General features: G+C 72.3%; 20 protein-coding genes, 1 tRNA gene and 1 pseudogene. 16 read left to right on the top strand and 6 right to left on the bottom strand.

The features are described from left to right. Positions 1–95: 95 nt before the first annotated feature. From ACWEKM_RS40875 to ACWEKM_RS40865, 3 genes and pseudogenes are all read left to right on the top strand, one after another. Positions 96–465 (top strand): annotated as a pseudogene (locus ACWEKM_RS40875) (3-oxoadipyl-CoA thiolase); the annotation flags it as partial. A gap of 200 nt (positions 466–665) precedes the next feature. Beyond that, positions 666–1,439, top strand: a complete 774-nt coding sequence (locus ACWEKM_RS40870; RefSeq protein ID WP_451626365.1) for a sulfite exporter TauE/SafE family protein — start codon at positions 666–668, stop codon at positions 1,437–1,439. A gap of 215 nt (positions 1,440–1,654) precedes the next feature. After that, positions 1,655–2,413, top strand: a complete 759-nt coding sequence (locus ACWEKM_RS40865) for a cobalt-precorrin-6A reductase (RefSeq protein ID WP_451626364.1) — start codon at positions 1,655–1,657, stop codon at positions 2,411–2,413. A gap of 43 nt (positions 2,414–2,456) precedes the next feature. Here the strand turns inward: ACWEKM_RS40865 and cobF are convergent, their stop codons facing one another. Together cobF and ACWEKM_RS40855 are read right to left on the bottom strand one after the other, a co-directional pair. Then, positions 2,457–3,230 (bottom strand): precorrin-6A synthase (deacetylating), encoded by a 774-nt coding sequence (gene cobF / locus ACWEKM_RS40860; protein ID WP_451626363.1) that lies wholly within the window; start codon positions 3,228–3,230, stop codon positions 2,457–2,459. A gap of 55 nt (positions 3,231–3,285) precedes the next feature. Further along, on the bottom strand, positions 3,286–3,819 hold the full coding sequence (locus tag ACWEKM_RS40855) for a DUF309 domain-containing protein (RefSeq protein WP_451626362.1): 534 nt from the start codon (positions 3,817–3,819) through the stop codon (positions 3,286–3,288). A gap of 133 nt (positions 3,820–3,952) precedes the next feature. Here ACWEKM_RS40855 and ACWEKM_RS40850 point away from each other — a divergent pair. After that, a tRNA-Pro gene (locus ACWEKM_RS40850) sits at positions 3,953–4,026 on the top strand. A gap of 71 nt (positions 4,027–4,097) precedes the next feature. Then, on the top strand, positions 4,098–4,457 hold the full coding sequence (locus ACWEKM_RS40845) for a GNAT family N-acetyltransferase (protein WP_451626361.1): 360 nt from the start codon (positions 4,098–4,100) through the stop codon (positions 4,455–4,457). A gap of 59 nt (positions 4,458–4,516) precedes the next feature. Here the strand turns inward: ACWEKM_RS40845 and ACWEKM_RS40840 are convergent, their stop codons facing one another. Together ACWEKM_RS40840 and ACWEKM_RS40835 are read right to left on the bottom strand one after the other, a co-directional pair. Beyond that, a complete protein-coding gene (locus ACWEKM_RS40840) occupies positions 4,517–5,212 on the bottom strand; it encodes a hypothetical protein (RefSeq protein WP_451626360.1) in 696 nt (231 codons plus the stop codon). Between the two features lie 62 nt (positions 5,213–5,274). Further along, the gene (locus ACWEKM_RS40835) at positions 5,275–5,853 is read right to left on the bottom strand and encodes a helix-turn-helix domain-containing protein (protein WP_451626359.1); all 579 of its coding nucleotides are present in this window, start codon (positions 5,851–5,853) and stop codon (positions 5,275–5,277) included. Between the two features lie 385 nt (positions 5,854–6,238). On the opposite strand from ACWEKM_RS40835, the gene ACWEKM_RS40830 reads away from it, so the two are divergent. Genes ACWEKM_RS40830 through ACWEKM_RS40805 form a run of 6 tightly spaced genes read left to right on the top strand, consistent with a single transcriptional unit; the run spans position 6,239 to position 11,768 of the window. Next, on the top strand, positions 6,239–7,492 hold the full coding sequence (locus tag ACWEKM_RS40830; RefSeq protein ID WP_451626358.1) for a TfuA-like protein: 1,254 nt from the start codon (positions 6,239–6,241) through the stop codon (positions 7,490–7,492). After that, entirely contained in the window at positions 7,479–8,630 is a 1,152-nt protein-coding gene (locus tag ACWEKM_RS40825; RefSeq protein ID WP_451626357.1) for a YcaO-like family protein, read from the top strand. Before ACWEKM_RS40830 ends, ACWEKM_RS40825 begins: the two co-directional genes overlap by 14 nt. Beyond that, positions 8,627–9,472 (top strand): class I SAM-dependent methyltransferase, encoded by an 846-nt coding sequence (locus ACWEKM_RS40820; RefSeq protein ID WP_451626356.1) that lies wholly within the window; start codon positions 8,627–8,629, stop codon positions 9,470–9,472. The genes ACWEKM_RS40825 and ACWEKM_RS40820 overlap by 4 nt, the downstream gene beginning before the upstream one ends. Positions 9,473–9,524: 52 nt before the next feature. Then, positions 9,525–10,535, top strand: a complete 1,011-nt coding sequence (locus tag ACWEKM_RS40815) for an NAD(P)H-dependent glycerol-3-phosphate dehydrogenase (RefSeq protein ID WP_451626355.1) — start codon at positions 9,525–9,527, stop codon at positions 10,533–10,535. A gap of 47 nt (positions 10,536–10,582) precedes the next feature. After that, positions 10,583–10,927 (top strand): hypothetical protein, encoded by a 345-nt coding sequence (locus tag ACWEKM_RS40810; protein WP_451626354.1) that lies wholly within the window; start codon positions 10,583–10,585, stop codon positions 10,925–10,927. Continuing rightward, positions 10,914–11,768, top strand: a complete 855-nt coding sequence (locus ACWEKM_RS40805) for a hypothetical protein (protein ID WP_451626353.1) — start codon at positions 10,914–10,916, stop codon at positions 11,766–11,768. Before ACWEKM_RS40810 ends, ACWEKM_RS40805 begins: the two co-directional genes overlap by 14 nt. A gap of 293 nt (positions 11,769–12,061) precedes the next feature. Here the strand turns inward: ACWEKM_RS40805 and ACWEKM_RS40800 are convergent, their stop codons facing one another. Then, positions 12,062–12,334, bottom strand: coding sequence for a hypothetical protein (locus ACWEKM_RS40800; protein WP_451626352.1), 273 nt, complete (start codon positions 12,332–12,334; stop codon positions 12,062–12,064). Between the two features lie 229 nt (positions 12,335–12,563). Here ACWEKM_RS40800 and ACWEKM_RS40795 point away from each other — a divergent pair, with 229 nt between their 5' ends. The 4 genes from ACWEKM_RS40795 to ACWEKM_RS40780 all read left to right on the top strand — a co-directional run bounded on the left by ACWEKM_RS40795 (position 12,564) and on the right by ACWEKM_RS40780 (position 16,264). Beyond that, complete coding sequence (locus ACWEKM_RS40795) at positions 12,564–13,364, top strand: AfsR/SARP family transcriptional regulator (RefSeq protein WP_451626351.1); 801 nt, start codon at positions 12,564–12,566, stop codon at positions 13,362–13,364. A gap of 107 nt (positions 13,365–13,471) precedes the next feature. Beyond that, complete coding sequence (locus ACWEKM_RS40790) at positions 13,472–14,245, top strand: thioesterase II family protein (protein ID WP_451626350.1); 774 nt, start codon at positions 13,472–13,474, stop codon at positions 14,243–14,245. Positions 14,246–14,470: 225 nt separating this feature from the next. After that, on the top strand, positions 14,471–14,884 hold the full coding sequence (locus tag ACWEKM_RS40785; protein ID WP_451626349.1) for a DUF4260 family protein: 414 nt from the start codon (positions 14,471–14,473) through the stop codon (positions 14,882–14,884). 144 nt (positions 14,885–15,028) lie between these two features. Then, positions 15,029–16,264, top strand: coding sequence for a cytochrome P450 (locus ACWEKM_RS40780; RefSeq protein WP_451626348.1), 1,236 nt, complete (start codon positions 15,029–15,031; stop codon positions 16,262–16,264). 612 nt (positions 16,265–16,876) lie between these two features. Here ACWEKM_RS40780 and ACWEKM_RS40775 read toward each other — a convergent pair. Next, positions 16,877–18,139, bottom strand: a complete 1,263-nt coding sequence (locus ACWEKM_RS40775) for an FAD-dependent oxidoreductase (RefSeq protein WP_451626347.1) — start codon at positions 18,137–18,139, stop codon at positions 16,877–16,879. A gap of 175 nt (positions 18,140–18,314) precedes the next feature. On the opposite strand from ACWEKM_RS40775, the gene ACWEKM_RS40770 reads away from it, so the two are divergent. Then, on the top strand, positions 18,315–20,249 hold the full coding sequence (locus ACWEKM_RS40770; RefSeq protein WP_451626346.1) for an HAD-IIIC family phosphatase: 1,935 nt from the start codon (positions 18,315–18,317) through the stop codon (positions 20,247–20,249). Positions 20,250–20,393 lie beyond the last annotated feature (144 nt).

The following is a 20,393-nucleotide window of genomic DNA, read 5'->3' as shown; positions in this document are numbered from 1 at the left end:
CCCTGGTAGCTCCGCTACGAGGACCTTCCGGCGCCTTGCGATCGCACGCACCAGACGCCGCACGCTGATCGGACTCCCACTCTGTTCGCAGCTCTCAGCCGCTCGGCCGGTATGCGGCCGGCGCCTCCGCCGGCGTCCACCCCGATGTGATGGGCATCGGCCCCGTGCCCGCCACCCGCAAGGTGCTGGCCCGGGTCGGCTGGCGGGGGCGACATCCAGGAGGCCGAGTTCAACGAGGCGTTCGCCGCCCAGGCCCTGGCCTGCGTCGACCTGCTCGGCATCGACCCCGACCTGGTCAACCCGTACGGCGGGGCGATCGCCCTCGGCCACCCCCTCGGCTGCTCGGGCGCCCGCATCCTCACCACCCTGCTGCACCGGATGCGCCGCACGGGAGCGGAGCGGGGGCTCGCGACCATGTGTGTGGGGGTGGGGCAGGGCAGCGCGCTGCTGGTCGAGCGGTCCTGAGCGAGGGCTCCGCCGGGAGGGCCGTGTCACGTCGCCGGTCGTCCGCGCCGACGTCATGACCGGTCGCGCGCCTCCCTGTGGCTCGTCGGGACGCTTCCTTTCGCGAACCAGACGCTTCCTTTCGCGAACCGACGCGAGCCTACGCAGCCCAGACGTGTGCTTACGCGGCCCAGATGCGTGGGCATAGCATCGGTGTCCGCATGAACACGATGACGCTCTGGCACATCTCAGGCCGGGAGTTCGCCGCGCTCGCCTTCGCGGCGCTCCTGGTCGGCTTCTCCAAGACCGCGGTGAGCGGGGCCAACACGGTCAGCCTCGCCGTCTTCGCGGCGGTGCTGCCCGCCCGCTCCTCCACCGGCGTGCTGCTCCCCCTGCTGATCGCGGGCGATCTGCTCGCCGTCGCCACCTACCGGCGGCACGCCCACTGGCCCACGCTGTGGCGGCTGTTCCCCGCCGTCGCGGCCGGAGTGGTGATCGGCACGCTGTTCTTGATGCGGGCCGACGACGGGGTCGTACGGACCTCGATCGGCGCGATCCTGCTGCTGATGGCCGCGGTCACGCTCTGGCGGCGGCGCCGGGCCGACAGCGGTCGGAGCCCGGAGTGGGACACCGGCCGGGCGGGCCGCGTCAAGGCCCGCTCGTACGGCGTCCTCGGCGGTTTCACCACCATGGTCGCCAACGCGGGCGGCCCGGTGATGTCGATGTACCTGCTGTCGGCGGGCTTCCGGAAGCTGGGCTTCCTGGGCACGTCGGCGTTCTTCTTCCTGATCGTGAACGTGTCCAAGATCCCCTTCAGCGTCGGCCTCGGCCTGATCGACGGCCGCTCGCTGCTCCTCGACGCCGCTCTCGTCCTGTTCGTCGTGCCCGGGGCGTTCCTCGGCAGATGGGCCGTGAGCAGGATCAACCAGCGGCTGTTCGAGCACCTGCTGATCGCGGCGACGATCGTGGGCGGCGCGCAACTGCTGCTGCGCTGACGCCGACCGCGCTGCCTCCGCGGCCCGAGGAGCGCGGTTCCGCATACATCCGCATGCCTGCACCGGACGCGCGGGCTGCATGTCCGCACGGGGCGCGCGGGCTGCATGCCCGTACCGGACGTGTGGTCCGCATGTCCGTACCGCACATGTGGCCCGGACGCCCGCACCGCACACACCCGGACGGCCGTGTCCCGTGACCCCGTACGCTCACCCCCATGTCCCCGCACGTCCTGATCCTCGGAGGTACCGCCGAGGCGCGCCTGCTCGCCGCCGAACTGGCGGTCGGCCCCGGTGTCCGGGTCACCACCTCACTGGCCGGGCGGGTGACCCGGCCGGCCCCGGTGGCCGGGGACGTCCGTACCGGCGGGTTCGGCGGGGCCGAGGGGCTGGCCGGGTGGCTCGCCGAGCGGCGGGTGGACGCCGTCGTGGACGCCACGCATCCCTTCGCCGCCGGGATCACCGCCCACGCGGCACGCGCCGCGGCGGCGACCGGGGTGCCGCTGGTGGTGCTGCGCCGTCCGGGCTGGCAGCCCGGCGACGGCGACCGCTGGCATCCGGTGCCCTCCCTCGGCGCCGCCGCGGAAGCGCTGCCCGGCCTCGGCCGCCGGGCGTTCCTGACCACCGGCCGCCTCGGGCTCGCCGCCTTCGCCCGCCTCACCGCGGTGCACTTCCTCGTACGGTCCGTGGAGCCGCCCGCGCCGCCGCTACCGCCGCACGCCGAACTCCTTCTCGCGCGCGGCCCGTTCACGGTGGCCGACGAGACCGCGCTGCTGCGTCGGTACCGGATCGACGTCCTGGTCACCAAGGACAGCGGGGGAGCGGCCACGGCCGCCAAACTGACGGCCGCCCGCACCCTCGGCCTGCCCGTGGTCGTCGTCCGCAGGCCCCCGCTGCCGGCCGGAGTGACGGCGGTGCCGGACGTCGCGGCCGTGCTGGAACGGCTGGGCCGCACCCCGCCCCGACCGACGCGCTGAGCCGGTCGGCCGCACCACCGGGTCCCGGTTCCTGGTGCCGCCGTCAGCGGTCGTGCGGATTGCGGCGCAGCAGATACGTGTCCATGATCCAGCCCTTGCGGTCCCGGGCCTCGGCGCGCAGCCGCTCGATGCGCGGCCCGGCCTCGGCGAGCGGACCGGAGTCCAGGATCTCGTCCGGGGTGCCCAGATAGGCGCCCCAGTAGATGTCGATGTCCTCGTCGGCGTACCGCTGGAACGCCTGGTGGGCGTCGAGCATCACCACCACGTCGTCCACGCCCTCGGGGAAGCCCTCGGCCAGCCGCCGCCCCGTGGTGATCTGCACGGGCCGGGCCACCCGGTTCAGGCCCGTGCGGTGCCGGGCGACGAGCACCGAGACACTGCTGATGCCCGGCACGACCTCGTACGCGAAGGCGACGGCGCCCCGGGCCAGCACCTCCTCCAGGATCCCCAGCGTGCTGTCGTACAGCGCGGGATCCCCCCACACCAGGAACGCCCCGGTCTCGTCCTCGCCCACCTCCTCGGCGATCAGCCGCGCATAGATGTCGGCACGTGCGCCGCGCCACTCGCCGACCGCCGGGGAGTACGCCGCGCCGCCCGCGCCCCGGTCCCGCTCCGGGTCACGCGCCTCCACCAGCCGGTACGTCCCCTGCGGCAGATGCGCGTCGAGCATCTGTCGGCGCAGCCCGGTCAGATCGCTCTTCACCTCGCCCTTGTCGAGGAGGAAGAACACGTCCGTGTCGCGCAGCGCCCGGACCGCCTGCAGGGTCAGCTGCTCCGGGTCGCCCGCGCCGATACCGATGACAAGAATTCTTCGCACGCCCCGAGTCTGCCCCATGCCCCCGACCGGGTGTGCACGCCCGTCCCGCCGAGCGCTACGACGCCTGCCGCCCGCGCAGTCGCGGGGCCCGCGCGGCGGCGTCGACGGGCGCCCGGTCCCGCTCCACCGCGCCCGCCAGCGCGCGCGCCCAGGCCGCGAGCCCGGCCACGTCCAGCCCATGCGGCCGCTCCCGCCCGCTGTGCGCTGCCCACTCCTCGACCGCCCCCGCGCCCCGGCGCAGCAGCCGCGGCCCGCCGGTGGCATTGCCCCGGGCCGCATGGGTGAGCCCCACCGCCAGTTGGGCCAGGCCCCGCCACAGCGTGCGCTCGTCCTCGGGCCCGGACTTCCAGGCGTCCTCGAAGACCTCGTGCGCATGGAAGGGCCGCCCCGCGTCCAGCAGTTCCTGCGCCTCGGCGACCGTCCGCGACGGCGTGCGCACGACCCCCTCCGGCTGGCGCGCCACCCCGTCCGCGCCGTACGGCAGGGGCCGCCCCAGCCCGTCCCGGGGCCGTGCGTTGCGTGCGCGGCCCGCGCTGTCCCGGTCCCGGGTGCCGGCCGGCCGACCCGGTGATGCGCCCGTGTTTCCCATACCCGGATTGTCCCCCACCGGCCCGCGGCCCCGCCCGGTACCGCTTTGGGCCCAGTACCGCTTTCGGCGCGCCCCGGGGCGTGGGGTACAGTGCTCCTCACGCGCTCACCCGGGTCACCGTGTGTGAGCGCACCGGGACGTGGCGCAGCTTGGTAGCGCACTTGACTGGGGGTCAAGGGGTCGCAGGTTCAAATCCTGTCGTCCCGACTTGTGAAGTCGCGGTTCAGGGGTGGTTTCGGAGCAGTCCGGAACCACCCTTTGATCATTTTTGGGACCAGTTGGGGATTGGGGACCGTTGCTCCGTCGGCTTCGGATACGCCTTCCCACGCGCGCCGGAGTACTGGTTCGGCCATGAGTTGCTGCCGCAGATCCCCGAACACGTCCGCGTCGGGCGTCTGATGAGGCTGTGCGAGCTCGCGGTCACCCCGGCCTGGCAGGGCCAGGACATCGGGACCCGCCTCCACACCGGGCTCCGCACTGCGATCAACCCCGAGTGGTCCTCGCTGCTGGCCCGCCCCGACAACACCGCCGGGCGCGCACTGTACGAGCGGCTCGGCTACCGGTACACGGGCCCGTACCGCATCGAACCCGGCGGGCCGGCATACGACCTTCTCCTCCGGCAGGTCCCCACGGTCTGACCCGTTCCGGAGGGCCCCATGGGACCCAACAGGGATGGCCCCGATGCGGATCCAGCGGATCAGCCCGCCAGTACGTCCCGCAGCTCGCGTACGGCGGCCTCGCGGTGCTGCTGCGTGGGGATCGAGCGGTACAGATCCAACGCCCGGCGGTGAACAAGCCCGGTGCGGTAGGCGTCCGGGAGGCCGACCATCACGGCGACCGTGCGACGGCACGCCTGCTCGGGATCGCCGTCATGGTGGACGCAGGCGGCCGCATCGATCTGGAGCAGGGAACGGGTCATCGTGCTGGTCGGCGCGGACAGCTCCAGCGCCCGGTCCTGGCTCTCGCGGGCGCGGCCGGTGTCGCCGAGCGCGGTGAGCGCGTGGGACAGGTGCACGTGGTGTTTCTGCTCGCCGTGAGTGAGCCAGGTGTCGGCCCGCGAGCCGGCGTCGAGTCGATCCATGTAACGGTCGGCGGCCGCGAGTGCGTCGCGGGCCTGCTCGCTCTGGTGGGAGAGGGCATAGGCGCGAGCGGCGACGGCGGCCGCAAGGGTCGCCGGGGCGGTCGGGCGGTCTCCGGCGGCCCGACGGGCCTGCTCGGCGAGTTGGGCTGCGGCCTGCGGGGCGCCGTAGTTGAGGGGGACCATCGCCTCGCGCGCCCAGATCCAGGCGAGCAGTTGCTTGTCGCCGGATTCCTGGGCTGCTGTGGCGGAGGTGTCGAACCAGGCCCGTGCGTGGCGCCGGGCGCCGAGGTCGTGCAGCACGATGGCCGTCATGCCGGCCATCTGCGCGGCGGTCCGGCATACCCGGATACGGGTGGCGACCGGCTGAGGGATGCTCAGGAAAGGCCGGAGCTCAGCGAAGTCGCCCACGATGTCGGCCAACACCTGGGTGGGGCCTGCCCGTGGTAGCCGTAGCCGTACGTCTCGGTGGCCGCCTCCAGGTCGGACAGGTCGGCCGGTTCGGTGTCCGCGGCGAGCGCCAGGTCCAGCGACTGGCGGGTGTCGGTCAGAGCGGTGAGCGCCGCCCCGGTGAGACCGGCAGCGAGCGCACCGCGCAGCAGCTGGCGGCGGTTCATGGGGTCGTCTCCATCGTCGGACTCCAGGTGGGGTTCGGGCGTGCTGTCCTCCCAGGGTCGCGCAGCAAGCCCCAGAAGGGCACCCGGAATCCGAAGTGCGTCCGCAACACGGACGATTGTGTCAAGCGCGGTCACGGTCGCCTTGCCCCGCGCGATGAGCGACACGCGCTCGGGCTTGATGCCGCACGCCTCACCGATCCGGTAGTAGCTCACCCCGTGGCTGTGCGCCAGGGCGAAGAGCGCCGGGAAGTCATGGGTATGGGCGGCCTGGACGAACCGCAGGTCGCGCAGCAGGTGGGGCGGCACCTGGGCCGGTGACGTCCGTAAGTCGTCTACCACGAGTAAGCCCCCTCGGCTCCCACAGGATGACGAAGCATCAGCGCGGACGATACCCCCACGGTGGGGTCCCCCTGGTGGGGCTTACCGGCTTCGGCCGGCCCGGCTTCACTGGCGGACGTCAACAGGCCGCGCCGGTCCGGCCGGCCGCTGAACCCCGTTCCCCAGGAGGAGCCATGCACAAGTCCGCTGCCGCTGCTGCGGCCGCCACCATCGCGGCGGAGGAGACCTCGGAGGTCACCGAGATCGTGGTCGTCGCCGAGGACGTTGAGAACGACGACCCGTTCGTTCCCTGACCCGCAGTCGTCCCCCAGGGTGTCCCTCCCAGAGTCCCCCGGACCGGGGAGGGACACCCCTCCCGTCCGACTCTGGAGGAGCCTTGCACCACGTGTTCGTCGGGCCGACGCTGCCGAGGTCCGAGCCGGTGCTGTCGGCGCCGGGGGTACGGATCTGGCCGCCGATCCAGCACGGCGACCTGTTCGACGCCGCCGTCCGTGACGGCGACACCGCCGTGATCATCGACGGGGTGTACCACCAGGCCCCGGCGCTCAAGCACAAGGAGGTCCTGGCCGCGATGGGCCGAGGCGTGCGGGTGATCGGTGCGGCCAGCATCGGTGCACTGCGGGCCGCCGAGCTGGACGCGTTCGGGATGCTCGGCGTCGGCGCCATCTACACCGCCTACGCCCGGGGAGAGATCACCGGGGATGACGAGGTGGCGGTCGGCCAGGTCCCAGACGGTGCCCGGGAGGCGCTGACCTGGCCCGTGGTGAACCTGCGGCACGTTCTTCAGCTGGCCCAGGAGGCCGGAGTCCTGAACGAGGCGCGGGCCGAGTGGCTGCTGGCCGCGCTGCGCGCCGTCTACTACCCGCAGCGCACCACGGCCGCGGTGTGGGCCGTCTGCCGGCGGCATGCGGAGGCGGAGTTCGCCGATTGGCTGTCCCAACAGCGCAAATGTGACCCGCACTTCGGCGACCTCAAGCGCCTCGACGCCCTGGCCGCCGTACGCACTGCCCTCGGCAGCCGGGACCGGGCCGCCGGTGAGCCGCCCCCGCCGGTGACTTGGGACTCCTCGTACTTCCGGGCCTGGTCCAACCACTTCGCCCTGTCCTGGGTCGACGGGATGGAGCTGTCCACCGCGGCCCGCGTCGTCTACCAGCAGGTGTTCGACCCGGACTTCCGGGGGCGGTGGGCTGACTTCCTCGCCCACCGTTCCTGGCATCCAGCCCGTGGCGGCGAGGGCCTGCCGCTGCCGGAGCGGCTTCAGCGGGCGACCGGCGGCGCACTGCCTGCGCACCGGGTGTTCCACCCCGCACTCGACCTGCGCGACGAGGCGGCCGTCGCCGTGCTGCTGGCCGGGGAGACCCCCGACGACCGCCTGGCGGTCGCCCGGTACACCGACGCGCTCACCGCGTACCGCAGCGAGCGCCCCGGGGCCGCGGCCGTGTCCGACGACATCGCGCGCCAGGCCCTGCTCCAAGTGTGGCGCTGCCAGCCGAAGACGCTCGATGCGCAGGCGTCTGCCCGCGGTCTGATCGGTGCGGCATATGCCATTGAGATGGTCAAGCGGCTCGTGCCCGGATTCCTCAACGAAGCCGGAGAAGCGACCGAGACGAGCAAGGAGGCGATCCGTGGTGGGCGGTGACGGCCTGATGGAGCTGCCGGGGACAGTGCGTGCCCGGGCCCCGGAGGAGACCTGGGAGATGCTGGCCGAACGGCTGAAGGAGTACGGGATCACCCGGGTCGCCAACTTGACCGGACTCGACTGTATCGGGCTACCGGTGTGGACGGCGATCAGGCCCGCCTCCCGCACCCTGAGCACGTCCCAGGGCAAGGGCGCCACCGACCTGCTCGCGAAGATCTCGGCCGCCATGGAGGCCATCGAGCTGTGGCACGTCGAACAGCCGCTGCCCGTCGCCACGCACGGCCCCGCCGGGGCAGTCGGCCTGCACTGCCCGCTGTCCGCCCTGCCGCTGGCCACTCGGTACGACCCGAGCGTGCTGGAGCGGATGGTGTGGGAGTGGACGGCGGGCAGCGGCCTGGTGAGCGGGGACAAGGTGCTGGTGCCCCTCGACGTGGTGCGCCGGCGGGTGCAGCGGCCGGAGTGGAGCCCGGATCTGCTGCGTGCAACCAGCACCGGCCTGGCCTGCGGGACCACCCGCGACGAGGCGCTGCTGCACGGCCTGTTCGAGGTCGTGGAGCGGGATGTCCTCTACCGGGACGGTCAGTCGGGTGGACGTCGGCGGATCCTGATCGCCCCCGGCACCGTCGAAGACCCGTACACCCGGGAAGTCATCGACCGTCTGACGGCAGCGCAGATGGCGCTGGAGATGGCGCTGGTGGAGGGCCCATACGGGCTGCCGGTCGCTCTGGCCTACGTGTGGTCGGAGGACCTGCCGATGGTGTTCGCCGGCGGAGGCTGCCACACCAGCCCCGTCATCGCGCTGACCCGGGCTTTGACCGAGGCCGCGCAGTCACGGCTCACCGTGATCTCCGGGACCCGGGACGACCTGCCGAGCTCGCCCGCCTCCGCCGACCACGTCCCCGCCTTCCGCCCCGCACAGCGCACCGGCCTCGTCGACTGGCCGCAGGCCACGGCCGGCTTCGAGCCCGTCCGCGGCGGCTTCGCCGACCAGGTCGCCGACATCGCACGCCGGGTTCAGCGGGTCACCCGACACGAACCCCTGGCCTTGGACCTGTCCGCCTCGGCGGGCCCCGTCCACGCCGTCCAGGTCGTTGCTCCCGGCACCCGCTCACGGATCACAAGGTCGATGCCCCGATGACACACCACATCCTCCCCGCGGCTGCCCCCGCCGCCCCCGCCGCCCCGGCATCCGGAGCGCAGGCGGTGGCGGCCGCGTTCGACACCTGGCACACCGCCCGGGCGGCTGGTGCACCGCTCGTCGCGCGCCTGTACGCCGAGGCGATGGGTGAGCGCTACCCGTACGAGGTCGCCGCGAACAGCTCGTGCGAGTGGCCGCTGCTGGGACTGTTGGTCACCCGCCTGCGGTTGACGTCGGGCCAGCTCCTGGTCGACGCGGGCTGCGGTACCGGCGGGGTCGGCCTGTGGCTGGCTCGCGCCCTGTCCGTCCGCCTGGTGGGCATCGACCTGGCGACGGCCGCCATCACGCAGGCCACCGCCCGTACCACTGGGTTCGTCCCCGTCGACCGTGCCGTCTTCCGTGTCGCCCTGCTGGAGGCCACCGGCCTGCCCGACGGCTGCGCCCACGCCGTGGTGTGCGTGGACACCCTCGGCTTCGCCACCGACCGGGCCCGCGCGCTGCGCGAGCTCGGCCGCGTCCTGGCGCCCGGCGGCCGCCTCGCCCTCACCCGTGCCGTACGTCGCGACGCCGACTTGGACTTCGAACACCACGCCCGGGCCGCCGGGCTGGTCCTGGAGCACGTCGACGAACGCCCGGACGAACCCGCCACATGGGAGAGGGTGTTCCGGCTATGGATCCGCCACGCGGACACCCTCAAACGCGAGCTCGGCGACGCCGAAGCGCAGATCATGCTGGCCACCGCCACCCGCACGCTTCCCCTGCTGCCCGGTCGGCGCGCGGTCCTGCTCACGCTGCGCCGCTCTCGACAGACCGCTCGGCAGAGGCTGCGGCCGATACGATGACCAGGCCCGGCCACCCAGACGCCGGCCGCGTTCCGGACGAGAGGACCCAGCAGTGAGCGAGCACGTCCCCGCCCGCGCGGGGGTGTTCTCCGCGGGGTCCTGGGGCACCGCCGCGGCGACCATCCTCGCCGACGCCGGCACCAGCGTGGTCCTGCACGCCCGCCGCGCAGGCATCGCCGCCGCGATCAACACCAGCCACCTCAACCCCGGTTACTTCCCGGATATCGAGCTGCCGGCCTCACTCACCGCCACAACCGATCCGGCGGCCGCGCTGCACGGTGCCGACTTCCTCGTGCTGTCCGTCCCTGCACAGTCCCTGCGCCTGTGCCTGAAGGAGTGGACGCCACACCTTGAGCCCCAGACAGTGATCGTCTCACTCATGAAGGGCATCGAGACACACACCGGGTTGCGGGCCAGCGAGGTCATCCGAGAGGTGACCGGCGTGTCCGCCGAGCGAGTCGCCGTGCTGTCCGGCCCGAACCTGGCGCGGGAGATCATGGCCAGGCAGCCCGCGGCCGCCACCATTGCCTGTCCCGACGAGGACACCGCCCGCCGCTTCCAAACGGCCTGCCACACCCCGTACTTCCGGCCCTACACCTCCACTGACGTGATCGGCTGCGAAATGGGTGGCGCGCTGAAGAACGTGATCGCGCTGGCCGTCGGTATCGCTGTCGGTCTGGGCCTGGGCGACAACGCCACGGCCCTGATCATGACGAGAGGGTTGGCGGAGAGCATCCGGCTGGCCACAGCGTTGGGCGCCCAGCCGACCACCCTCGCCGGCCTGTCCGGCATGGGGGACCTGGTGGCCACCTGTTCCTCCCCGCTCTCCCGCAACCGCACCTTCGGCACCCACCTCGGCCACGGTCTGAGCGTTGTCGAGGCCGCCGCCGAGACCCGGCAGACCACCGAGGGCGTCAAGTCGGCGGAGGCGATTCTCGACCTCGCCCGCGCCCACGGCGTCGACATGCCGATCACGACCGTGGTCACCGCCGTGCTGCACGGCACGGTCACTCTCGACGACGCTGTCGCCGCCCTGATGCAGCGGCCCCCCAAGCCCGAGTAACGGCCCTCACCACCACCTTGTCCCTCCCGGCCCGGAGGTCCCCTGTCATGCCCGCAACCCTACTGTCCGCTGCCCAACTCACAGCCACCGCAGCTCTGTTGATCTGGATGCTCACCGGCTTCACCCGCAGACCCGGACGCTGGATGCGCTACCCCCTGTTCTCCCGGGCCACCTTCGTGATCGTCACCCTCACCGGCACCCAGGACGGCCGAACCGAGCCCGTCAACCCATACGCGTTCCTCAGCCCGGGGACATTCCTGCTGCCTCCGCCCCAGCTCCAGACGGTCATCGACCACCTGGTCCGTACCGGCCGGATCGACGGGGACGGCCGTGTCCTGTCCGTCAAGGGCGAGCAGGCGATCGAGGTGAGGGACAGCCGTGTGGTTCTTTGACGTCGTCGCAGACGGATTCCAGCATCCGACCGATCCCGGACGACTCCAGCTGTTCCGCATCGCCTACGGCACCGTGCTCGCCGCGCGGTTCGCTCTGTCCTTCGGGCAGGGCGGCTGGAAGAGGTTCGCGCCCGGATCACTCAGCCTGAACCTCGCCGAACAGCGCTTCGGCCCCCGGCACGGCCGCCTCCTGGCCGGCCTCTACCGGCCCATGCTGATCCTCCGCACGGCCGCCGCCGTCGCCCTGGCCGTCGGCCTAGTACCCCGACTGGCCCTCCTGCTGGTCCTGGCCGGGGCCGCCATGGAACTGCTCTACCTCAAGAGTCCGAGCGCCGTACGGTTCACCCTCCTGACCGGCGCGTGCCTCCTGGTCGCCGGAGACCTCGGCCACGGCCTGGCCATCGAGCACCACCCCAGTACGGCCAACACCTGGGCCCAGGTGCTCCTGGTGCTCGTCACCACCGACCTCTACTGGAACAGCGCCTTCCAGAAGCTCCGCTCCCGCCAGTTCCGCACCGGCCTCTACCTCGCCCAGTGGATGCACGCTTACACCCAGCTCCACGATCAGATCCCCTACCGCCGTCGGCACGCCATCACTGGCGTCGTCCACCGACGCACGGGCAACCTCACCGCTCGCGACATCCGCGTGTGGCACCTGGTCGCGGTCACCGTCATCGTTGCCGAGATCGCCCTGCCCGTCGCGCTGCTCCTCCCGCAGACCACGTCGTACGCCGTCGCAGCCGGCATCGGGATGCACGCAGCGTTCACCCTCCTCAAACCGCGCCAACTCCTGACGTTCTCGGGCCTCTCGGTCGGCACCTACACAGCCTTCGTCGGCTGACTCATCAGCCCGGCCGACCCGACGGGTCGCTACGGTCGGCCGATGAGGAAAGAGGAGACGGACAGACACCGGAGGGTCCTGGCGACCTGCCTGAACGAGCGGGTAACCCATCGTTCCCCGTCCACCAAGGGACCGAGGCCGCGCGAACAGTGACCGCTGGTCGAAGGGTTTTCGTCGGTGAGGGGCGCTCCGTGGAGCGCCCCTCAGCCGTGAGCGTGGCTCTCGGTGTCATTGAGGGCGGTGTGGGTGGGGCGACGGCTCGTCATGTTCCGGTACGTCGACTGGCGGCTTCGTCAACTGCCGGTCTGCTTCAGGTCGATGCCGAGGGCGGCCCACAGTTCCCGTTCGGTCTGGCTCGGTGGGGTCGTGCACCGGCCCTCCGGGTGCCAGGCCGGGGGCGTGTGCGCGGTGTCCGGCGGGCCCTCGTCCCGCGGACCGCGGTCGGGGTCCGGGCCGGGGTCGGGGTAGTGGACGCCGGGCAGCGGTCCGACGGAGAAGGCGCCGAGCTGGATGAGCAGGTTCAACGCACTGGCCGCGGCCTTGCCGAGCCAGAACCTCAGCCTCATACCGCCCCTCTTCTCCGCAGCCGGTCCCGCGGCCGTCCCGAGACGGCCCCCGTCGGCGCCCAGGGTTGCCGCGGGCCCTGAAGCATCGCTTAAAGCCGGTCACCGAAGGCCGCAACCATGAAAATTTCATACCCCGGGGCAGCCAGATTCCCGGCCGAAATCATGATCGGATAAGTGTCGTTGTAGCCGACGACGTGTCAGTGTTCCGGCAGGCGGAAGGAGCAGTGGCATGGAGATCGGGGTTCTCGGGCCGCTCGTGGTGAGCATCGACGGTACCTCCGTGGTGCCGAGCGCGGCCAAGCCGCGGCAGCTGCTCGCGCTGCTGGCGGTCAACGCGGGCTGGGACGTGAACGTGACGACCCTGACGGAAGAGCTGTGGGAGTCCAGACCCCCCAGCGGGCCCGCGGGTGTGGTGCAGACCTATGTCAAGCAGTTGCGCCGGGCCATCGGCCACGCCCTGGGGCCGGAGCACGAGTGCGCGCCCAAGGAGGTGCTGAGCCGCGGCTACGCCGGGTACGCGCTGAACATGCCCGCGCCCGTCCTGGAGGCCGACCTCTTCCAGCAGCTCAGCGGCCGCGGCCTGCGGGCCCTGGAGAGCGGCGACGACGAGATGGCTTCGAAGCTGCTGGGCGAGGCGCTCGCCATGTGGCGCGGGCCGACCCTCGCCGACGTACGCATCGGACCCGCGCTCCGGGTCGAGCTGCTGCGGCTGGAGGAGGCGCGGCGTTCCGCGCTGGAGGGGCGGATCACCGCGGATCTGCGGCTCGGCAGACACGCCGAGGTGATCGGTGAACTCCTCGCGCTCACCGAGCGCGCCCCGCTCCAGGAGAGTCTGCACGCGCTGCTGATGCTGGCGCTCTACCGGTGCGGACGCGCGTGGCAGGCGCTTGAGGTTTTTCGAAAGCTACGCGCGTCAACCGTCCAGGAGTTGGGCATCGAGCCCTCCCTGCGCCTGCAGAAGTTGCACCGGGCGATCCTGGCAGCCGACCCCCGACTCGACCTCACCGTGCCGAGTTTGGCGGCCTTTTAGCGAGCCCGGGCAGCGTGGGGCTCGCCGCCGGCCGGGCCGTCCCGCCCGTTCTCGCACCGCGGACCCGGCCGACCACTCACCCCTGGACGGAACCGAGACGGAGCATCATGACGCGATACCTGTCCCGGAAGCGCCCGGACGACGAACCCGGCCCCGCGACACGGCTGTTCTGCTTCCCGTACGCGGGCGGCGGAGCCTCGGCGTACCGGCGATGGCAGCGCTGCCTCGACGCCCACGACGCCGGGGTGCGGGTGATACCCGTGCAACTGCCCGGCCGCGAGGAACGATTCACCGAACCCAGGTTCACCGATCTGGACGCCCTCATCGACGACATGGACGCGCAGCTCGACGAGGAGCTGTCCGAACCCCACCTCTTCTACGGACACAGCATGGGGGCGCTCATCGCGTACTCGCTCGCCCGGCGGCGGCAGCGGCGCGGCGCGGCCCTGCCCCGGGCACTCGTGCTGAGCGCCTACCGTGCCCCGCACCTGCCGGCCCCGCCGATCGCCGACCCGGACGCCGGGGACGAGAAACTCGTCGCCGGCCTGGTGGCACTCGGCGGCATCCCGCAGACGCTGCTCGAACGTCCCGAGTTCCTCTCCGCGCTGCTCCCGGTGGCCCGCGACGACATCCGGCTGTGCCTCGGCAGCGGCGCCGCGCCGGCCGAGCCGCTGCGGGTACCGCTGCACCTGTTCGCGGGACACGGGGACCGGCTGGTCACCGTGGACCAGGTGGCCGCATGGAGGCGGCACGCGGGGGACGGCTGCGAACTGCGTACGATGCCCGGGGGGCACTTCTTCGTCAGGTCGCACGAGGACCTCTTCCTGCGTGAACTCGCCTCCCTGACGCGCCGGTACGCCAAGGAGCGGGTCGCGGTGTGACGGGCCGGTACCGCGACCCGGCGGCCGGATGGTGAGAATCTCATGTTCCGGTCATTTATCCGTCATGCGGGGGCCATGACCCGGCCCCTGCCGTCGGGCTACGCTCCGCCGTCCCCGGTGACCCGGGAACGGCGGGCCTCCGGCCCTCCCTCGACCACCACCGCGCGGCCGCCGCGCCGCCCCCTCCCGAGCCGGTACGGAACCATCGCGAAAGGAACACGTCCCGTGACACACGACGCCGCGGAAGGCGCCACGAGGAGTTCGGCCTCACCGCAGGTCCGCCTCGCCTGGGGGGTGCTGGCCGTCCTCCTGCTGATCTTTCTGGTGTTCGAGACGGCGAAGTACGGCGGCTGGGTGATCGTCGCCGCTATCGCCGGTCTCGTCGTACCCGACCTGTCCTTCCTCGCCGCGCTCTCCGGTCCGCACGAGCACGGCCGGATGCCCCGCAGGGCCGTGCCCTTCTACAACCTCCTGCACCGGCCCCTCGTCGCCGTCGTCGTCATGCTCTGCTGTCTGATCCCCGACCGCTCAACCATCGCCGTCCCGCTGTTCAACTTCGGTCTGGCCTGGCTGGTGCACATCGCCGCCGACCGGGCCCTCGGCTTCGGCCTGCGCGGCGCCGACGGCGGACAGCGCTGACCCGGCGCCCGCGGGGCGCTTTGGTGCCGCGCAAGCCCTCGCTGCGAGGCTCGTCCGGGTCCCCGACCGCGTCTCGCGCCGCGCGTCGGCCCCTTGCACCACCGCAGCCAAGTAACCGCTGAGCACTGTTGCCGGAGGAAACGCATGGAAACGACGGACACGACGCACGGCGGGCCCAAGGCCGGCCAACCCCTGATGGACTACCCGTTCCACCGCCCTTCGGCTGTCGAAGTACCCCCCGTCTACGAGGAGTTGCGGGCCAAGTGCCCCGTCGCCCACGTCCGGCTGCCCAGCGGCGACGAGGGCTATGTGGTGACCCGCTACGACGATGTGCGCACCGTTCTCGCCGACGCCAGGTTCAGCCGGGCCGCCACCATCGCCCCCGACGCCCCGCAGCTCACCAGCACACCCCCGGTGCCGGGCAGCCTGTTCACCACGGACCCGCCCCAGCACACCCGGCTGCGCAGGCTCGTCTCCCGGGAGTTCACCGCCCGCCGGGTGCAGAACATGCGTCCGCGGATCCAGGAACTCACCGACGGACTCCTCGACGAGATGGAGAAGCAGGACGGGCCGGTCGACCTCAACACGGCCCTGGCCTTCCCGCTGCCGGTGATGGTGATCTGCGAACTGCTCGGTGTGCCCTTCGAGGACCGCGACCGCTTCCGTGAGTGGTCGGACGCCTTCGTCTCGCTGACCGCGCACACCCCGGAGGAGACCGCCGCGCAGCGCCAGCAGATGATCGAGTACCTGGGTGCCCTCGTCAAGCGCAAGCGTGAGGAGCCGACGGACGACCTGATGGGGGCGCTCGTCACCGCCCACGACGAAGAGGGCAGCCTCAACGAGTTCGAGCTGATCGTCATGGCGGCGACCATCCTCGTCGCCGGCCACGAGACCACCGTCAGCATGATCGGCAAGATCATGCTGACCCTGCTGCGCCACCCGGAGCACCTGGCCACGCTGCGCGAGCACCCCGAGATGATCGACCACGCCATCGAGGAACTGCTGCGCGTCAACCCGATCGGCGACGGAGGCCCGCTGCGGATCACCCTGGAGGACGTGGAGATCGGCGGCACCGTCATCCCCGAGGGCAGCGCCGTGCTGGCGGCGGTCTGCTCCGCCAATCAGGACCCCACGCGCTTCCCGGGCGTACAGGCCGACGAGTTCGACCTCACCCGGCCCGAGGCCGTCCACCACGTCGCGTTCGGCCACGGCCCGCACTTCTGCGTGGGCGCCGCGCTGGCCAGGGCGGAGCTGCAGATCGTCGTCACCTCGCTGCTGAACCGGTTCCCCGGTCTGCGGCTCGCGGAGGAGGTCGAGGCCCTGGAGCTGACGACCGGGATGATGGTGCACGGCCTGACCCGGCTGCCCGTCTCCTGGTGACGGCCCCGGCGCGGCAGTACCCGGCCGTCACCCGGTGACGGCCGGGCGCCGCCGCGACCGACCACGTCGGTCCGGTACCACGACGGCCGGTCGGCGGCCCGGCCGGCGGGTTCGGCCTGGCGGTAACCGGTCGGCGGTCTGATCGGCTGGGTTCGGTGCGGCGGGGGTCGGTTGACGGCCTGACCGTAAAAGTCCGCAAGGGCCGGTCGGCGGCCCGGCCCGCCGGGTCCGGTACCGCACGGGGCGGTTGGTGGCGGTGGGCTGGGAGCCGTCGGCCGAGTGACGGACCGGGCCGTGAGGCCGGTTCCACGCCGCCGCGTCCTCAGTTCCGCTCCAGTGCGACGGGGCGGGGGGTGGGGCCGGTGCGGCGACAACCTGACCCGCCGGTCCGGTGGCGCAACCGTGCGTCCCGCGACCGTGCGTCCCCGCCACGCGTCCGTCCCCGCCACGCGGCCGGGGACGGTCCGTGGCCGTGGCCGAAGACGGTGGGCGGACAGGGTGAAGGCCCCGGCCCGTACGGGAACGCGCCGTGCGGGCCGGGGCCTTGTGCCGTTCGCGGTCCGGCCCCGGTCTGCTGACCCTCCGGTCACACCCGGGCGGTGGGGCCTCCGGTCACACCCGGGCAGTGGGGGACTGCGCCTGCACGACGTGCGGCCCCGGCTGCTGCAACTGGAAGTACGCGCGTCCCAGCACCCGCTCCTGCAGCTTCTGGCTCCGGTCGACCACCCGGTACAGCGAGCGTCGCACCACACCGCCGGCGCCGTGCAGCGCGAACAGCCGCTCCTGCCGCAGTTGCAGACCGCGCGACGTGGCGACCGACTCCTCCCGGGCCCGCTGGAACCGGACGCTCGCCGCCAGCAGCGCCGCCTCGCGCCCGCCCGCGTCGAACGCCGCACGCAGCAGCGGGGCCAGCGTCACCGCGTCGATGATCGCGTGATTGACACCCTGCCCGAGGATCGGCGTCAGCGTGTGCGCCGCGTCGCCGATCAGCACCAGACCCGGCATCGACCAGCGCGGCACCATCGTGGTGAAGATGTCCAGCATCGAGGTGTCGGACCAGGAGCGGATCTCCGCGCGCACCGGCCCGGCCAGCTCCGGCGCGAGCCGGTCCAGCCGCTCGTACAGCGCAGGCAGACCCTCGGCGCGCAGGTCCTTCAGCCCGCCCTTCGGGATGTTGAAGCCGACGCGCACACTGTCCGGGTGGGTCGGGATGAACAGCCCGTGCTGGTCGCCGCGGATCCGGATGCGATACGTACGGTCGTCCCACTCGGACGGGAACGGCAGCTTCAGCCACACCACGTCACGGTCCAACGGCAGCTTCGTGTACGACAGTCCCGACATCTCGCGGACCTTGCTGAACCGGCCGTCCGCCGCCACCGTGAGGGCCGCGCGCACCGTCACTTCGCCCTCCGGGGTACGCGCCGTCACCCCCGTGACCGCGCCGCTCTCGCCGTCCGCGCGCAGCAGCCGGGTGGCGGTCGCCCGGCGCACCAGGGTGAAGTGCTCCGGGTGCTCCTCCTGCCCGAGGCCCGCCAGGGCCGAGAGCAGCGCCGGCTGGGGCAGCTCCACCGGATAGGGGTGCGGGTAGCGGAAGCGGCGGAAGTCGGCGCGCAGTACCGTGCTGCCGGAGTCGACGATCTCCATCCGGTGCATCTGCTGGTAGGCGCCGTCCAGCCGGCCGAGGACGCCCAACTTGTCGAGCAGCCACACCGAATCGGGGGAGACCGACTCGCCCCGGAACGACCGGTCGAAGTGACCGCTCTGCTCCAGGACCACGACGGAGACCGAACGCCTGGCGAGCTCCACGGCCAGAGTGAGCCCCGCCGGGCCGCCTCCGACCACACACACTTCTGCGGTCAGCTCAGTTGTCGTCATCGGTGCTGCCTTTCAGAAGGAGTCATCCTCCACCGATGGTCCGCAGCCCGCCTAAAGCAGCCCTTGCGGGCGGGTCCGTGCGGCCGGTTCCGCCGGTCCGGGCGCAAGCCCGTCTTTAGGGACGGGGCACAAGCTCCCAAGCGCCCGCCCGCCCCCGCAGAGAGGCGAACCGACCGTGAGTACAGCAGTGACGACGTCCGACCCGGAGCGCGCCCGACCCGCCGGCCCCCTCGACCGGCTGCGCGCGCTGTACGGCGAGCGACGGCTCGCCGCCGAGTACCCGGCGGTGCCCGGACTGCTCGCCGAACTCGCCGAGCCGGACGACGGGTTCGCCCAGCTGTCCCGCGCGGGCCGACTGCTCGCCAAGGTCGCCCCCGAGGACATCGTGGCGCGGCACCCCGACGTCGTGCCCGCCACCGTCGCCGTCACCGGACACGGCACCGTCGATGCGCTGACCGCGTCGCTCACCGCGGAACTCGCCCGTCACGGGGTCCCGTTGCGGATGAGCGCCGGCGACCACGACGCATGGCTGCGCGACCTCCAGGACACCGGCAGCCATCTGTACGCTCCCGGCACCGAACTCGCCCTGTGCCTGCTGGACGCCCAGATCGTCTTCGACGAACTGCCGCTGCCCTGGGGCGCGGAAGACGTCGCCAGGACCGCCGCGGGCAAACTCGAACTCCTCGACCGGCTCGCCGCCCACTACGACGAACACGGTACCGGGACGCTCGTACTCAACACCCTGCCGCTGCTCACCCAGCACACCCAGCAACTGGTCGATCACCGCTCCCGCAACGAACTCTCCATCGTCTGGCGGGAGTTCAACGTCGGCCTGCTGCGGCTGGCCGCCGCGCACCCGCGGCTGCACGTCGTCGACCTGGAGCCGCTGATCGCCCAGGGCGGACCGGTCCGCGACCCGCGGCTCGCCGCCTACGCCAAGGTGAACCTGGGGGAGGAGCTGCTCGCCGGATACGCACGGCAGACGGGCCATCTGCTGCGGACACTGCGCGGCAAGGCCAAGAAGGTCCTCGTCCTGGACCTCGACAACACCCTCTGGGACGGCATCCTCGGCGACGACGGACCCGACGGCATCGCCGCCGCCACCACCTACCGCGGCGAGGCATTCGGCCGGTTCCAGCGGGTGGTCAAGCAGATCGGCAGCCAGGGTGTGCTGCTCGCGGTGTGCAGCAAGAACGACCGCGAGCCGGTGCTCGACGTGCTCCGCGACCACCCCGACATGACCCTGCGCGAGGCCGACTTCGTCCGGATCAGCGCCGACTGGGAACCCAAGGACGGCAATATCCGCGCGATTGCCGCCCGCCTCAATCTCGGCACCGACAGCCTCGTCTTCGCCGACGACTCGCCCTTCGAACGCGGTCTCGTCGCCGCCACGCTCCCCGAGGTCGCCGTGATCGGGCTCGACGAGGAACCGGCGCTGCACATCGACCGGCTGCTCGCCGACGGCTGGTTCGATGTGCGGGAACTGACCGCCGAGGACCGGGGCCGCGCCGTGCAGTACCGGCAGGAGGCGCAGCGGCAGGACTTCCAGCAGGCCACCGGCTCGATGGAGGAATACCTGCGCGCCCTCGACGTACGCGTCGAGGTCGCCCCGGTACGCGACCACGAGGTGGCCCGGGTCGCCCAGATCACCCTGCGCACCAACCAGTTCAACCTCACCACCCGCCGGCTCCAGGCGCCCGACGTCCGCGAACGGCTCGACTCGCCGGACCATCTGGTGCTGGCCGTGCGCTCCCGGGACCGCTTCGGCGACAACGGCGTCGTCGGCGCCCTGTTCGCGCACCGGGAGGACGAGGCCCTGCGCATCGACAACATGCTGCTCAGCTGCCGGGTCTTCGCCCGCGGCATCGAGCAGGCCGCCGTCGCCGCGCTGCTCGAACACGCCGTGGATTCGGGCGCGGTCGAGGTACGCGCCGGTTACCGGCCCACCGCGAAGAACCACAAGGTGAGCGACTTCTACCCCTCGCTCGGCTTCCAGCGGGCCGCCGAATCCGCGGACGGCACCGTCGAGTTCAGACACCCGCTCACCGAACTGCCCGAAGTGCCGGGGCATGTGACCCTCGACGCGGACTTCCGGGGTGGCACCGGCTGACCCGGGGCCCGGCCCCGGGCGCGGTCCGCCGCCCCGTTCCCTAGGTCCGGTCGTCGCATTCCCGTGGTCGCCCGGAGGGCGGCCCTGCGGCGTCATGGGGGTACCTCCCGCGCGAGCGCAGCCGAGCGTGGGGGAGCGTGCTCT

Source organism: Streptomyces sp. NPDC004752, assembly GCF_053601275.1.
This window is presented reverse-complemented; position numbering and strand designations above follow the sequence as displayed.

Coding starts and splice junctions, on each gene's coding strand:
- ACWEKM_RS40870 (WP_451626365.1), top strand. CDS start 666: ATGAACACGATGACGCTCTGGCACATCTCAGGCCGGGAGTTCGCCGCG.
- ACWEKM_RS40865 (WP_451626364.1), top strand. CDS start 1,655: ATGTCCCCGCACGTCCTGATCCTCGGAGGTACCGCCGAGGCGCGCCTG.
- ACWEKM_RS40855 (WP_451626362.1), bottom strand. CDS start 3,819: ATGGGAAACACGGGCGCATCACCGGGTCGGCCGGCCGGCACCCGGGAC.
- ACWEKM_RS40840 (WP_451626360.1), bottom strand. CDS start 5,212: ATGACGGCCATCGTGCTGCACGACCTCGGCGCCCGGCGCCACGCACGG.
- ACWEKM_RS40820 (WP_451626356.1), top strand. CDS start 8,627: ATGACACACCACATCCTCCCCGCGGCTGCCCCCGCCGCCCCCGCCGCC.
- ACWEKM_RS40810 (WP_451626354.1), top strand. CDS start 10,583: ATGCCCGCAACCCTACTGTCCGCTGCCCAACTCACAGCCACCGCAGCT.
- ACWEKM_RS40800 (WP_451626352.1), bottom strand. CDS start 12,334: ATGAGGCTGAGGTTCTGGCTCGGCAAGGCCGCGGCCAGTGCGTTGAAC.
- ACWEKM_RS40795 (WP_451626351.1), top strand. CDS start 12,564: ATGGAGATCGGGGTTCTCGGGCCGCTCGTGGTGAGCATCGACGGTACC.
- ACWEKM_RS40790 (WP_451626350.1), top strand. CDS start 13,472: ATGACGCGATACCTGTCCCGGAAGCGCCCGGACGACGAACCCGGCCCC.
- ACWEKM_RS40780 (WP_451626348.1), top strand. CDS start 15,029: ATGGAAACGACGGACACGACGCACGGCGGGCCCAAGGCCGGCCAACCC.
- ACWEKM_RS40775 (WP_451626347.1), bottom strand. CDS start 18,139: ATGACGACAACTGAGCTGACCGCAGAAGTGTGTGTGGTCGGAGGCGGC.